The organism is Paenibacillus lemnae, from assembly GCF_012933385.1.
Classification (GTDB): Bacteria; Bacillota; Bacilli; order Paenibacillales; family Paenibacillaceae; genus Paenibacillus_AQ; species Paenibacillus_AQ lemnae.
Map to the genome: position 1 here is coordinate 1 of NZ_JABBPN010000002.1, position 13,561 is coordinate 13,561.

A 13,561-nucleotide genomic window follows, 5' to 3' on the forward strand; every position below is an offset into this window, starting at 1 on the left:
TGAGTTACACTCATCTTAGCATAAACGAACGCAGCCAACTAGAACTATTGTTACGGTTGGGATGGTCGAACCGTGCCATCGGAAAAGAGTTGGGCCGGCATCATTCTGCCATCGCGAGAGAACGGATACGTGGAGGCGCAGATGGAACGTATAGGGCGGAGCAGGCCCAAACGGCTTACATGGAACGCCGGTTGTCTTGTAAACCTGCGGGAAAGCTGACTTCGGAGCTGGCTCAAGAGCTCGAAGCAAAGCTTGCGCTAACCTGGTCCCCGGAGCAAATCGCCGAAGAGCGCCGCATGAGCGGAAAGCCCTTCGTTTGCTTCAAGACGATCTATCGATGGTTGTATGCCGACCACATTGCCGCCGGTGAAGTAAAGGTATTGCGGCACAAAGGGAAGCGTCGTAGGCCCATGGAGACACGCGGACGCTTTCTCGTAGGGAATCCGATTAGCCAGCGACCCAAAGAGATCCGCAAGCGTGAGTCGTTTGGTCACTGGGAACTCGACACCGTGGTATCGAGCCGTGGGAACAGCCGCGCCTGTGCCGCAACGTTCGTCGAGCGTAAGACAAGGCTCTATGTTGCTGTTAAGATGCCGGACCGTACAGCGCATTCCATGGAGATCGCTTTTGGCGTTGTAGCCGGTCAGTACCCGTTGGGGACCTTTCAAACGGCTACGACAGACCGTGGGAAAGAGTTCGCTTGCTACAAGCAACTGGAAACTTTTCATGGCGTGGATGTCTACTTCGCCGATCCTTACTCGTCGTGGCAACGTGGCTCCAATGAAAACAGCAACGGACTTCTTCGGGAATTCTTCCCGAAGGGACATGATTTTGCAACGGTTAAAGATGCCGGACCGTACAGCGCATTCCATGGAGATCGCTTTTGGCGTTGTAGCCGGTCAGTACCCGTTGGGGACCTTTCAAACGGCTACTCGTCGTGGCAACGTGGCTCCAATGAAAACAGCAACGGACTTCTTCGGGAATTCTTCCCGAAGGGACATGATTTTGCAACGGTTACCGATGAAGAACTGGCTCATGCCCTCCATCTCATCAACAACCGCCCTAGGAAATGCCTCGGCTGGAAGTCTTCTCACCAATCGTTCATGGACGAGGTGTCGCGCTTAGCTTGACAATCTGTCACAACAAAAAAAACATGGCGGGGGATTATTCCCTGATTACACCATGTCTTCATATTTTGGAAAATTCCAAGTATTTTGGATGCAATAGCGGTCGTAAGAACACTTGCCATCGCAGCATTTATAAAGGTAACTCTCAAACTACACGATCTGGGCCTTCATATACGTTCGTTCACCTTTTGGCACTTTCAAATATGGACGCAATCCTGCAAATCCGCCTTCATTTACATGAACGCCCGTCATCCACACGCCAGATAATCTGCCGTTTTCGGCATCCATGACAAGGGGAGGTGCTGGGATCTTCTCTTGATAGAGAGGGATGCCGGAGGCCAGATGCTTGATCTTGAATTCCTTCCCCAGCTCCTTCAAAGGGTGCGGACTTAAATATGTAGGCACCAGATAGGTCGAAACCGTCTCCATCTCCTCATTTGTAAAGAAGGGCTCTCCGCCAAGAAACGGATGAAGCAGTGTTATCTTCTCAAACTGGGACCAGATAATCATCTGCAGCATTCTCCCTGCTGTCACCGGCTCCAGTCCCGGAGGCTGGCTGCTGTTATGAAAGGACAACATGTTCAACGGAGACGGAGGTTCATCTGACGGCATAGAGAGTTCCATACCTACACATTTCCAGCCATTTGGACCCTTGATCCACTTTTGGAAGATCATTTGTCTCTCCAGTTTCAAGTTATCATCAATGACGCCAGCGCATCGTTTTAGACCTGTCAGCGAAGTCCACATGGATTCCGGCATAAAGGTATTGAGCAGATGCATGGTTTTGTCAAAAATATGCTGAATGAGCACCGATGCTTTTTCCAGCTCAGCCGCTTCTTTTTGTTCGTACTGAATGTGAGGAACGCTCACCTTCTTGTCCACGTTAGTTCGCCTCCTCCACCCTGTTACAGGGCTGATGATTATTTATTGTATTCAAGCCTCTCATGAAGGTGCATGTCTGCCTTAAACTTACTGCCTTCGCTAACATTCCCGGTACAGCAAAGGCCCTGAAATTACATCATATGTAATTCAGGACCCAGCCGTTTCTTTTATTCACATTTGATCTTGACCCACTGCCCTGCCCATGCCGAAACCTCATTCATTACAGGCTGCAGTGCTCTACCTTTATCAGTCAGCTCGTATTCGATTCGCACAGGCGTTTCCGGATACACATGCCTTACTAAAATCCCTTCGCTCTCCAGATCCTTCATTCGTTCTGACAACATTTTATCACTCATCGACGGAATGAGATTTGAAATATCCTTGAATCGTTTCGGTCCGCTCATAAGGGATTGAATAATCAGTCCGTTCCAGCGTTTGCCCAACAGTGCAAAAGCCGTTTCAAAATAGGGACACAACCCGGTTTTTGCAGCTTCCATATGCTTTCACCTCTTCACAGAGCATCGCAGCATGATCAATGCTTACATTTAGTTAGTAAATATATAGTACCACACTTTCATACAACTGAAAACCTTTACTTCTTTTTTTTGACATCCTTATAGCTGCTCTTATTCTTTATTACACAAATACGGCTGCCTTGAAGGCAGCCGTATTATTGCTTACTAAGATATTACACAAGCACTTCCAACGAACGGAGAGGCTGACTGTTGCCGAATACAGGCTTTGCTGCATAGGCATTCGTCGCTGCCCAGTGAATCCCGTTCGAGATCACTTTCAGTATTTCCGGATTGTAGTATGTCGGATATGTTTCATGACCCGGACGGAAGTAAAAAATGTTTCCTTGACCGCGTTTGAAAGTACATCCGCTGCGGAATACTTCCCCGCCTTCGAAGTTGCTGACGAAGATCAGCTCATCGGGTGTCGGAATGTCGAAAAACTCACCATACATCTCTTCATGATCCAAAACAATCTGGCTGTTCACACCAGAGCATATTGGGTGGGAAGGATTCACAGACCACAAAATTTCCTGCTCTCCGACCTCACGCCATTTCAGATCACAGCTGGTACCCATTAACGCTTTGAATGGTTTGGAGAAGTGTCCCGAGTGCAGAACGATCAGACCCATGCCTTCCTGAACCCGTTTCACAACCTTGCTGACGACCGCATCATCGACACGGTCATGAGCCATATGCCCCCACCACAGCAGGACATCGGTCAGGTTCAGTACGGCATCCGTTAAACCATGTTCCTGTTCATCCAATGTCGCTGTTCGAATATGAAATTCCGGACTTTGCAGTCCGTCTGCAAGCGCCTTATGAATGCCTTCTGGATACACAGCCTTCACTTCGTCATGTATCTTCTCATGAACGAATTCATTCCAAATGGTTACATTAAGCATAATTGCTGAATCCCCCTAATTATTGCAAATCCGCCTGTTCAGCGGTTAGACCCACCACATCTCACCCAGCGGCTCTTCAATCAATACCTGCTGCAAGTTTGATACCGCTTTGGAGAAACCTTCTTCTACGGACATCAAACCGTCTTCATGTTCAATACTTACAACATAATCATATCCAACCAGACGCAGTGCACTCATCATATCAGCCCACTCTTTGACATCATGACCGTAGCCCACACTGCGGAACTGCCATGCGCGGTCCATCATGTTTGCATAAGACTGCATATCTGTAACACCGTGCTTATTCACGTTCACAGGATCAATGGTCGTATCTTTGGCGTGGAAGTGATGAATAGCTCCTTCACGGCCCAGAATATGAATCGCCTGAACCGGATCAATTCCCTGCCACCACATATGGCTCGGATCCAGATTGGCGCCAATGACTTCCCCTGCCGCTTCACGAAGACGAAGCAGTGTTGCCGGTGTGTGAACAGAGAAACCGCCATGCAGCTCAAGACCGACTTTTACGTTATGGTCAGCCGCAAACTTTCCCCATTCCGTCCAGTACGGAATGACTTTGTTTTCCCACTGCCAATCCAAAATTTCTTTATAATCATTAGGCCACGGAGCAACAGGCCAGTTCGGATATTTGGCATCTTCATGATCGCCCGGACACCCTGAAAATGTGTTAACAACCGGTACTTCGAGTTTTTGTGCAAGCTCTACCGTCTTCACATATGCATCATGGAATTCTTTAGCGATCTGTTTCTGAGGATGAAGCGGGTTACCGTGACAGCTCAATGCACTGATCATCAGTCCGCGGGATTCCACAGCATTCTTGAAGTTGTTCAATGCCGTTTCATTCTCCAGCAGTTCCGCCGGATTACAGTGTGCATTACCCGGATAGCCTCCGGTTCCGATCTCCACAGCTTTCAATCCTTTTGAAGCTACATAATCCAGTGCATCCTCCAGTTTACGGCCGCCAAGCAGCACCATAAATACTCCCAGTTTCATAGAAACCCTCCTGATTCGTTGTTTGGTAAGTACAAAGTGATATGACAATTGCTTCATGTTGCCTGAGTCTCTAACACTACATCACATTATCCGGCCCGATAACTACTTACGTACAGTGTCACCATTGCTTCACCACATCATGCGAGGAAATGAACTTCCGCACGCAGCTATCCTACTTCCGTGACAATCCGACAGCGAAACTAAACCGCTTCTTTATAATTGTAGCATCGTTCTCCATAGTAATAAAACCATATACACAGGCTTCAACCCCAAATTAGGCTGTAACCTTAATTTTTAACGGACTCAGCAAGTTTAGGTGCGGGAAGCTGACCGAAACGGTACGTGCTCTGCAGAACAATATGGCGCCCTTCGAGCGAAGACTGCTGAAATGATTGCATAATCTCCAGGACATGGTACGCCATCCGGGCACTCGCGCGATGATCGCGATTTTCAGATATGGCCTCTGCCATATCATTCACACCCAGTCCTCGTTCGTTCTTGCCGCACTCGAATACCGGATCAAGGGTCTTCCACTCCTGAGATCCGTGAGCACGGATTTTGACGTCACCGTTGAAATAGTTCGGATCCGACAAACTTAAAGTTCCCTGCGTCCCATAAATCTCAATCCACGGCAGTTCAGACCCGCCAAAAATATCAAAGCTCGTGATCATGCTGACAATTGCACCGTTTTCAAAATCAACCGTACCTGCCAAATGAGTGGGCGTCTGAACCGTAATCGGCTTCCCGCTGTTTGGTCCGGAACCAACATTACGGTCCGGGATTTGAATATTGGCGGAGGCGCTGACTCTGCGGGCAGGTCCTAACAATTCCACCAGCGCCGAGATGTAATACGGACCCATATCCATCATCGGTCCGCCGCCGGCAGCATAAAAGAAGTCCGGATTATGGTGCCATGATTCCGGACCTTTACCCATATTGAACGCGGTGGCAGCAATAGGACGGCCAATCAGGCCTTGATGTATCGCCTGTTTAGCGGTTTGTACCGCAGATCCCAGAAAAGTATCCGGCGCACATCCGGCGCGCAGCCCTCTTCTGTCCGCTACCGTCAATACCTGACTTCCCTCTTCCAAGGTAATCGCCAGCGGCTTCTCACTATATACGTGCTTGCCAGCCTCCAGGGCGGCGATATCGACATTGGCATGACTAGCCGGGATGGTTAAATTAATGACCAGTTCAATTTCCGGGCTGGCCAGAAGTTCTTCAACTGTATAAACATAAGGGATGTTATACTCATCGGCGCGCTCTTTAGCACGTTCCGGCACCAGATCCGCACAGGCCACAACTTCAACCCATTGGCTGTCTTTCAGATTCTGAAAGTAAATACCGCTAATGTTTCCACATCCGATAATTCCCGTTTTCATTTTCTGCATGGGTGTCACTCCTTGAGACATATGCTCGTTATTCTAGTTACATGGTATTCCGAATCATTTTCATTTAAAATGAAGTATATGATCAAAACATGAACTATCTGGTCATTATTTTCCTTAATTCAAAAGGGGACTTTCCTATGCAGGAGACTTTGAACAGCCGCGTGCTCTCCGCCAATTTCTCGTTTCATCGAAAGCCTTTTATCATGGCCAAGCCGAACGGATTTGACCACTATCTGCTTCGCCTTCAAACGGATGGCCGCTGCCGTGCAGTGATTGACGGAAAGCTTTCATTGATCGGTCCCGGTGATCTGCTCTTATTTAATCCCGGAAGGCCTTATGAGCTCAAGATCGAGGATGAAGTGAATGCTCAAGGTGAGAGCATGGTGGAAAGCGGTGATTATAATATTTTTTTTCGTGGCCGCTGGGTGGATGAGTGGTGGAATTCCCAGAAACGTCCAACCCGAATGCGTGTGCCGCTGGATGATCGTTATTTAGGGCTGTTCCGGCAGCTGGTATTGGAAAAGAGAAGGTTAACTCATACGTATCCGGAAATTTCGGAGTACACGCTGCGTATTTTGTGCCTGGAGATTGACCGGCTTCTGTCAGAGCAGCCCTCCACAACTCCCAAGGCATATCTTGCTCACCGTATGAAATATTATATTGAAGAGAACGCCTCCTCCCTGTTCAAGCTGGACGATGTCGCATCACATGTCGGTATCAGCGTATCCCGGGCCGTTCACTTGTTTAAAGAAACGTTCGGGACAAGTATCATGCAATACACATTGGACGTCCGCTTGGATATGGCCAGGGAACGAATCATCTTCAGCCCGATGTCACTGGAGGATGTGGCGGAAACCTCCGGATTTGCAAGCTACACCTATTTTCACCGGGTTTTCCGTTCCCGATTCGGTGTTTCTCCTAAACAGTTCCGTGCACAGAGCCGAACATCTGAACTGAACTGATGTATAGACAAAAATGAGGGCATTCCCGGTATTGAAAACCGTGAGAATGCCCTCATTATTGTAATTCATGTACGATTGTGATCCCGGCGAGTAATGGCTTCGGCCACGACTGCGCCCAGATCATCATTGCCGAACAGAGAAAGCACGCCGAGTACCGTCGTATCCGGGATGTCCCCCGCTTCCTCCTTCGGTACGGTCAGTTCCAGTACACGGTTCAGCCGTTCATTGGCGGACTGATCCGGGTAAGCCTCCATATACAAATCTGCAGGGCTCAGACCTTCGTTGACACACCACTGGGCAAAAACGAGAATCATCATATCTTCATCCTGCCTGTAGCTTTCCACGATCTGCTCTTCCATCGATTTGTCCGAAGATGACATGGCAATCCTCCTCCTCATCATGTATTATTGCATTTTTATGTGAACGGGATTGCGCTTGGCCTGCTCTTCGATCTTCTTCTTCATCCATGTGCCAAAACCGATAATGGCGATAACCACAATGATTTCAAAACCGTATTTCACGATTGAGTTGGCGAACCAGTCATGAATTAGCGGCTCATCCACCAGCATCTTGGTCGCGGTCCAGGCCAGAATAGCGGCACCAAATGTAATAACGATCGGAAAACGGTCGGTCAGCTTCAGAATCACCGTACTTCCCCACACCATAATCGGCACAGAGATGGCCAGGCCGATCACGACAAGCGCGAAATCCTCTCCCGCTGCACCGGCTACAGCCAGTACATTATCAAGTCCCATCATGGCGTCGGCAATGATGATCGTGCGGATTGCCGCCCACATCTGGCTGCCGGCAGATATTTCATGATCTTTGTTATCAACCAGCAGTTTGTAAGCGATCCACAGCAGGGCCAGCCCGCCGATCAGCCGGAGCCCCGGAATCATCAGCAGCTTCACGACCAGCAGTGTCGCTACAACACGAATAATAATGGCCCCTACGGTCCCCCACAATATAACTTTCTTCTGATCTTCTTTCTGCACATTACGGGCCGCCAAACCAATGACGATCGCATTGTCTCCTGCAAGAACCAGGTCAATGACAATAATGGACAGCAGCGCTGCCCAAAAGTCCGGTGACATAAAATCCATGCTTTCTTCCGCCTTCTTTCGTTAATCTGATATATTCTCATTTGTCCCGGCGTTCCATGAATCAATGAAAAACGCCGCCACCTTAAACAAGGTAAACGGCGCACTTTTTATAATCATATAAAAAGACCTTTACCTCATAAAAGTACCAGGCAAAGGTCTCGCTAGCAGCATGATGCTGCCCGTAAAGCCGGGGACTGGATCATAATCCCGTAATGACGACCTTACAGCGTTATAGCTACTCCCCTTTGGGAACTATTCGATTGGACACATTATATCACATGGTGCTCCGGGTGGCTAAACATTTTTACCCCCATCAAACTTTCATTTTTTTGTTATGATAGATCTGCGTCGCAGAACATCTCGAAAGGGTTTATACATGAAAACATGGCTGACTCCGATCCTATACCTCACCATATTGTGCTTGATGTACTACTATCGAATTGAAATCTTTAACTGGCTGGAGCAGGACACCTCACTTCTGCCCGTCTTGGCCTTGAGCACTTTATTCGCGGTGTTTCCCATTGTGCCTTACAAAGCAGTCATCGCGGTGCTGGGTTATGTTTACGGCGGAACAGGCGGCGCAGCAGCCGCCTGGTTCGGTACTACAGCTGCGGCCGTAATTGTATATGCAGCAGCATCCCTGTACAAAGAGCCTGGCAGACGTCTGCTTGCGCGTTACCGAATTCTGGACTCTTTTTCAAAAAAAGCGGAACGCCATCCCTTCATCACCATCCTGCTTGCCCGCATGATTCCTGTCATCCCCCAAATGGGTATCAATATTTATGCCGGCGTGACCTCTATGCCTTTCTGGCTCTACTTCGCTGCAACGGGCCTGGGCAAAATTCCGTCCCTCTTTCTGTATGCCTATCTGGGCAGCGCATTCGCCGGGAAGTTCCTTTGAAACAAAACCGGACATTCTGTTGCTTTTTTGGTCTGCGGGGTAAAATAAACTATAATAGTAGATATGCATATACTATACCCCGATGATGGAGGGATAACATGAATCAATCACAACCTTACACCACAGAACTGGCGACCTTTGCAGGCGGATGCTTCTGGTGCATGGTGTCTCCGTTTGATGAAATGCCCGGTATTGAAAAGATCGTCTCAGGATATACCGGCGGACATACACAAAATCCGACGTATGAAGAAGTCTGCTCGGATACTACCGGCCATTACGAAGCCGTACAGATTACATTTCAGCCGGACATTTTCCCATATGAAAAACTGCTGACACTTTTCTGGCAGCAGATTGATCCGACTGATCCGGGCGGCCAATTCCATGACCGCGGCGATTCATACCGTACTGCAATCTTTTATCATTCCGAACAGCAGCGGCAGCTGGCCGAGAAGTCCAAGCAGGAACTTGCCGCCAGCGGACGGTTTGATCAGCCGATTGTGACCGAAATTCTGCCGGCTGCGCCTTTCTATGAAGCTGAGGAGTACCATCAGGGCTATTACAAGAAAAATCCGGGCCACTACAAACGTTATCGCAAAGGCTCAGGACGCGAAGACTTTATCGAGAAAAACTGGTCTGCTAAAGTAGACAAAACCGAGCTCCGCAGCCGCCTGACTCCTATTCAATATGAAGTCACCCAGAACAGCGCTACCGAGCCTCCTTTCCAGAATGAATTCTGGGATCATCATGGTGAAGGCATTTATGTGGACATCGTCTCGGGTGAACCTCTGTTCAGCTCCCTGGACAAGTATGATGCCGGCTGCGGCTGGCCGAGCTTTACGCGTCCCATCCGGGAATATCATATTAAAGAGAAGACCGATCTCACTCACATGATGATCCGGACGGAGGTTCGAAGCAAACAAGGCGACTCTCATCTGGGACATGTGTTCGATGACGGCCCCGGTCCGGAAGGACTTCGCTACTGTATTAACTCCGCCTCGCTCCGGTTCGTTCCAAAAGAAGATATGGAGCAGGAAGGTTACGGAGAATTCCTACAGCTGTTTAAATAAAATCAGAGGAGGAACACTTATGCCTTGGACTAAAAATGACTACCCTGCATCTATGAAAAATCTTGAGCCCCGTGTTCGGAATAAAGCCGTTGAAATCGCCAACGCACTGCTGGATGAAGGCAGTGAAGAAGGCCGCGCGATTGCCATTGCGACAGCCAAAGCCGAGGAATGGGCTGAAAACCACCCCAAGGACGAAGATGATAAGTCATAACACTGCAGACGGGTGTTCCCTATGATTTCTTGTTCCGCCATAATAAAGAAGCTCGCCCTGACCCGGGCGAGCTTCTCGTATTTTATAAGGTCTGCCCTTTCACGGCAGAAGGCTGTGCAGCTCGGGGTGTCCGGCTGCGCGGCAGCGTAACAGGTTTCTTCTCAATTCGGAAGCTCGTCGTCAGCGTAATAACTTGGCCGGCGATGGAAACCGCAAGAATGGTATACAGGGTTTCAGCCATCGGAAGATAAAACAGTGACAGCAGCAGCACCACAGCATCCATCAGGAAGAATACCGTACCTACCTTGAGTCCGCTCCATTCACTGATCAAGACTGAAATCGCATCGTCTCCGCCTGTAGCCCCGCCGTACCGCAGTACAATTCCGGCACCGAATCCGGTTGCCAGACCCGATATGACAGCTGCAGCAAGCAGATTGTCGCTCAGATCGATCACCAGAGATGAATAACGTTCCATCATCGCATAGAATACCGTAAACATTCCCGCAGAAATCATTGTATTGATAATGAATTTACGGCCTTTGACAAACAAGGCAATGATCAATATCGGAATATCCAGCAGAATCATACTTAATGCGGGTGGAATATCCCACATATATTTGCCCAGCAGCGCCAGACCTACAAATCCACCCTCAGATAAATGGTTCTGAAAGTTAATATGGTAATAGGTGAAGGCAAGCAAAAACGTTCCGAACATCATAGCTGACATGGTAATAATCACTGAAATAATATCTTGTTTTGTCCTCATACAGGCTCCCTCTAATCGTAGTGAATGGGTCAAACACAGACCCAATCTCTACGTCAGGCAGCCCGGAGGAGATCATCCTTCGCATTCAAGCTTCCTTCCTTTCGTATGAGACGGTCTATGTCTTGTGACATGATGACACTGCTCTACGAAAGGCGCTATGTGTATGAGAGATCATAACGTTTCCAAATCGTCCTTTGGGGATTCGTCCTTCGGGGACACATGGTATCCTGATCCTTTCTATCTTAGATGGTACTTATGATATATTATAACACACTTACCTTGTTAACTAAACAGAATGGAATAATTTGTAAATCAAACCTCCTCTATTATCACTGTATGTTCACAAACCTGAAATATTCCCTGTGACGCAAATCACAATTTCCCTCTTCAGCCCTCATTATACTGATAGTGCAAGGATTAAACGCTTATCTATCCTGATCCAGAGAGGGTTGAAATTCATGTTAAAACAACAAACCATTCATTTGATTAAAAATACCATACCAGTGCTGGAAACTCATGGTGCCGAGATTACCCAAATATTTTACCGCAGGCTTTTCCAGCAGCACCCCGAGCTCTTGAACATCTTTAACCATGCCAATCAGCGTCAGGGCAAACAGCAGAATGCCTTGGCCAATGCCGTTTATGCAGCAGCCGTGCATATCGATCATCTGGAAAATATTCTTCCGGTCGTGAAACAGATCGCGCAGAAGCACCGTGCTCTTCAGGTCCGGCCTGAGCACTATCCTGTTGTCGGCCAAACTTTGCTGGATGCGATGAAAGAAGTGCTGGGCGATGCGGCATCCCCTGAAATTTTGGAGGCCTGGGCAGAAGCTTACGGAGTCATTGCAGACGTGTTTATCAATGTGGAAAAAGAACAATATGCTGCCGCCGAAGCTGCGCCTGGCGGCTGGGAAGGTTTCCGGCGCTTTGTCATTGAACGTAAGGTGGAGGAGAGCTGTGTAATTACTTCCTTTTATTTAATTCCGGAAGACGGCCTTCCGATCGCTTCCTATGAGCCGGGACAGTATATTACCCTGCGCGTGCAGCCTGACGGCCAGGATTACAAGCAGCTTCGGCATTATAGCCTTTCAGCGGCTCCTGGAAATCCCTATTATAAAATCAGTGTCAAGCGAGAAGATGCCGCATCGGGCAGACCGGCCGGGACCATTTCCACATGGCTGCACGACAACGCTGTACCTGGCACCGTGATAGAGGTCAGCGCACCCGCCGGGTCATTTGTGCTGGATGGTTCCTCTGATGCTCCGCTTGTTCTCATCAGCGGAGGCGTCGGCCTGACTCCGATGGTCAGCATGCTTGAAACCGCCCTGAACCGCCAGCCAGCTCGTTCTGTGACCTACATCCATGCCGCTGTAAACGGCCGTCATCATGCCATGAAGGAACATATCCAAGACTTGACAGCAAAGCACGCGCAGCTGTCTTCCTACTTCATCTATGAGTCCCCTCAGGCTGACGAGATTTGTGACCAGTCCGGCTATATCAACACGGACTTTCTGCAGCATCATACGAATCCTAACTCCGATTTTTATTTTTGCGGGCCACAGCCCTTTATGGCTTCCGTGTATCGGTCTTTGAAGCAGCTTGGCGTCACTGACCCACGGATCCGCTACGAGTTTTTCGGGCCGGCCGGTTCCCTGGAAGCTTAAATTTCCCGGAGCAGACGGTTGACGGTTTCACGGCGGACGCCAATCAGCTGACCGATTTCTTCCTGATTCAGCATCTCTGTTAACGGCATGCCTTGTGAATAATCATCCAGCCAGCTCATAAGCAGTCTCAGTCGCTCGACCGGCGTACCAACGGTAAGGTGGTCGAGCCGCTGCTGCATAAAACGCACCTTTTCCTGAAGCAGCGCAGCCACTTCCAGTGGTTTATCCGGATCCTCCTTCAACTGGCGGTACCATTCCCCGGCAGGGATCCGCTCGACCTCGCTACGGATGACAGCGGTTGCCGTCCCATGTATTTCCTTAGGGCTGATTAAGGAATGGTGGGGAACAATTTCCCCGGAGTATAAAATATTGAACAGCACGACATTGCCGTTCTTATGCAGCCTGGTCACCTTGAACAAACCGCTGCGGATATGATACAAAAACTCTCCTCGGTCTCCCTGACGGAACAAAACCTCTCCCTTATGCAGTATCAACAGTACTTCCCTCCCTTTACCTTCATGATATATAAGAAACAATGTACACAGCATAACTTCCTTCATTTCCTGCTTGTCAGCCGGTATCATCTTCCGTTAAGATGGGTAAATATAAGAACATATGTTTTTATACTGTAAGGAAGTGACATGATGAGTATGCGCCGTTTGACGCCCCCGCCCCCTTCTGATGAGGATGAACAGCTGATCACCTCTCATGTGGTGTTCATGATCATACAGCATATCCTGAAACGAAACATGGAGATCCTGCCGCCTCTGTCTCTTCATATGTCACGACTGTATCTTCTGGATCTTGCCGGGATCGAGAAAGAAACACGTGACCAGCTCTGGACGGTTCGTCAGCATTTGCGTGTCCATGGAATCCGTATCCTGAAACAAGAACGTGTACCGGAGGGTATCCTGATCTCCTTCCAATGCCGCGGCTATCACAGACATCAGACTGTGAATTGGGAAGAAGTCCGCAGAGGTCTGCTATGTTCTATCCGGGAAACACATGCTGCACCTTCCCTATCCCTGAAATTTTAACATGAAAAACAGCAGTACC

15 protein-coding genes and 2 pseudogenes are annotated in these 13,561 nt (G+C 48.8%); 8 read left to right on the plus strand and 9 right to left on the minus strand.

Annotation, left to right across the window (positions count from 1 at the left end; all coding sequences use genetic code 11):
* Together HII30_RS02030 and HII30_RS02035 are read left to right on the plus strand one after the other, a co-directional pair.
* Positions 1 to 848: pseudogene (locus HII30_RS02030) on the plus strand (IS30 family transposase); the annotation flags it as partial.
* Positions 849 to 983: 135 nt separating this feature from the next.
* Positions 984 to 1,130, plus strand: a pseudogene (locus HII30_RS02035) (IS30 family transposase); the annotation flags it as partial.
* A 147-nt stretch (positions 1,131 to 1,277) separates the two neighbouring features.
* Here HII30_RS02035 and HII30_RS02040 read toward each other — a convergent pair.
* The 5 genes from HII30_RS02040 to HII30_RS02060 form a co-directional block, all read right to left on the minus strand.
* Positions 1,278 to 2,009 (minus strand): hypothetical protein, encoded by a 732-nt coding sequence (locus HII30_RS02040; protein WP_169503277.1) that lies wholly within the window; start codon positions 2,007 to 2,009, stop codon positions 1,278 to 1,280.
* A gap of 167 nt (positions 2,010 to 2,176) precedes the next feature.
* A complete protein-coding gene (locus tag HII30_RS02045) occupies positions 2,177 to 2,506 on the minus strand; it encodes a winged helix-turn-helix transcriptional regulator (RefSeq protein WP_169503278.1) in 330 nt (109 codons plus the stop codon).
* Positions 2,507 to 2,697: 191 nt separating this feature from the next.
* On the minus strand, positions 2,698 to 3,426 hold the full coding sequence (locus tag HII30_RS02050) for a ThuA domain-containing protein (protein ID WP_169503279.1): 729 nt from the start codon (positions 3,424 to 3,426) through the stop codon (positions 2,698 to 2,700).
* 45 nt (positions 3,427 to 3,471) lie between these two features.
* Entirely contained in the window at positions 3,472 to 4,440 is a 969-nt protein-coding gene (locus HII30_RS02055; RefSeq protein ID WP_169503280.1) for a sugar phosphate isomerase/epimerase family protein, read from the minus strand.
* 287 nt (positions 4,441 to 4,727) lie between these two features.
* Positions 4,728 to 5,831 carry a Gfo/Idh/MocA family protein gene (locus HII30_RS02060; RefSeq protein ID WP_169503281.1) on the minus strand — a complete coding sequence of 368 codons (1,104 nt, stop codon included), beginning with the start codon at positions 5,829 to 5,831 and terminating at the stop codon, positions 4,728 to 4,730.
* Between the two features lie 137 nt (positions 5,832 to 5,968).
* Here HII30_RS02060 and HII30_RS02065 point away from each other — a divergent pair, with 137 nt between their 5' ends.
* The gene (locus tag HII30_RS02065) at positions 5,969 to 6,793 is read left to right on the plus strand and encodes an AraC family transcriptional regulator (protein WP_169503282.1); all 825 of its coding nucleotides are present in this window, start codon (positions 5,969 to 5,971) and stop codon (positions 6,791 to 6,793) included.
* A gap of 65 nt (positions 6,794 to 6,858) precedes the next feature.
* Here the strand turns inward: HII30_RS02065 and HII30_RS02070 are convergent, their stop codons facing one another.
* On the minus strand, positions 6,859 to 7,173 hold the full coding sequence (locus tag HII30_RS02070) for a hypothetical protein (RefSeq protein WP_169503283.1): 315 nt from the start codon (positions 7,171 to 7,173) through the stop codon (positions 6,859 to 6,861).
* 24 nt (positions 7,174 to 7,197) lie between these two features.
* Positions 7,198 to 7,896, minus strand: coding sequence for a TerC family protein (locus HII30_RS02075; protein WP_169503284.1), 699 nt, complete (start codon positions 7,894 to 7,896; stop codon positions 7,198 to 7,200).
* Between the two features lie 376 nt (positions 7,897 to 8,272).
* Between HII30_RS02075 and HII30_RS02080 the strand changes: the two genes are divergently transcribed.
* From HII30_RS02080 to HII30_RS02090, 3 genes are all read left to right on the plus strand, one after another.
* Positions 8,273 to 8,797, plus strand: a complete 525-nt coding sequence (locus tag HII30_RS02080) for a VTT domain-containing protein (protein WP_169503285.1) — start codon at positions 8,273 to 8,275, stop codon at positions 8,795 to 8,797.
* Positions 8,798 to 8,895: 98 nt separating this feature from the next.
* Positions 8,896 to 9,864, plus strand: a complete 969-nt coding sequence (gene msrA / locus HII30_RS02085; protein ID WP_169503286.1) for a peptide-methionine (S)-S-oxide reductase MsrA — start codon at positions 8,896 to 8,898, stop codon at positions 9,862 to 9,864.
* A 19-nt stretch (positions 9,865 to 9,883) separates the two neighbouring features.
* Entirely contained in the window at positions 9,884 to 10,075 is a 192-nt protein-coding gene (locus tag HII30_RS02090) for a DUF2188 domain-containing protein (RefSeq protein ID WP_169503287.1), read from the plus strand.
* A gap of 82 nt (positions 10,076 to 10,157) precedes the next feature.
* On the opposite strand, the gene HII30_RS02095 is transcribed toward HII30_RS02090, so the two are convergent.
* Positions 10,158 to 10,841, minus strand: coding sequence for a YitT family protein (locus HII30_RS02095; RefSeq protein WP_169503288.1), 684 nt, complete (start codon positions 10,839 to 10,841; stop codon positions 10,158 to 10,160).
* 458 nt (positions 10,842 to 11,299) lie between these two features.
* Here HII30_RS02095 and hmpA point away from each other — a divergent pair, with 458 nt between their 5' ends.
* Positions 11,300 to 12,505, plus strand: coding sequence for an NO-inducible flavohemoprotein (gene hmpA, locus HII30_RS02100; protein WP_169503289.1), 1,206 nt, complete (start codon positions 11,300 to 11,302; stop codon positions 12,503 to 12,505).
* On the opposite strand, the gene HII30_RS02105 is transcribed toward hmpA, so the two are convergent.
* Positions 12,502 to 12,999, minus strand: a complete 498-nt coding sequence (locus HII30_RS02105) for a Crp/Fnr family transcriptional regulator (RefSeq protein WP_211184388.1) — start codon at positions 12,997 to 12,999, stop codon at positions 12,502 to 12,504. The genes hmpA and HII30_RS02105 overlap by 4 nt on opposite strands.
* Before the next feature lie 150 nt (positions 13,000 to 13,149).
* Between HII30_RS02105 and HII30_RS02110 the strand changes: the two genes are divergently transcribed.
* Positions 13,150 to 13,542 carry a YhjD family protein gene (locus HII30_RS02110; RefSeq protein WP_169503290.1) on the plus strand — a complete coding sequence of 131 codons (393 nt, stop codon included), beginning with the start codon at positions 13,150 to 13,152 and terminating at the stop codon, positions 13,540 to 13,542.
* The last annotated feature ends 19 nt before the right edge of the window (positions 13,543 to 13,561 follow it).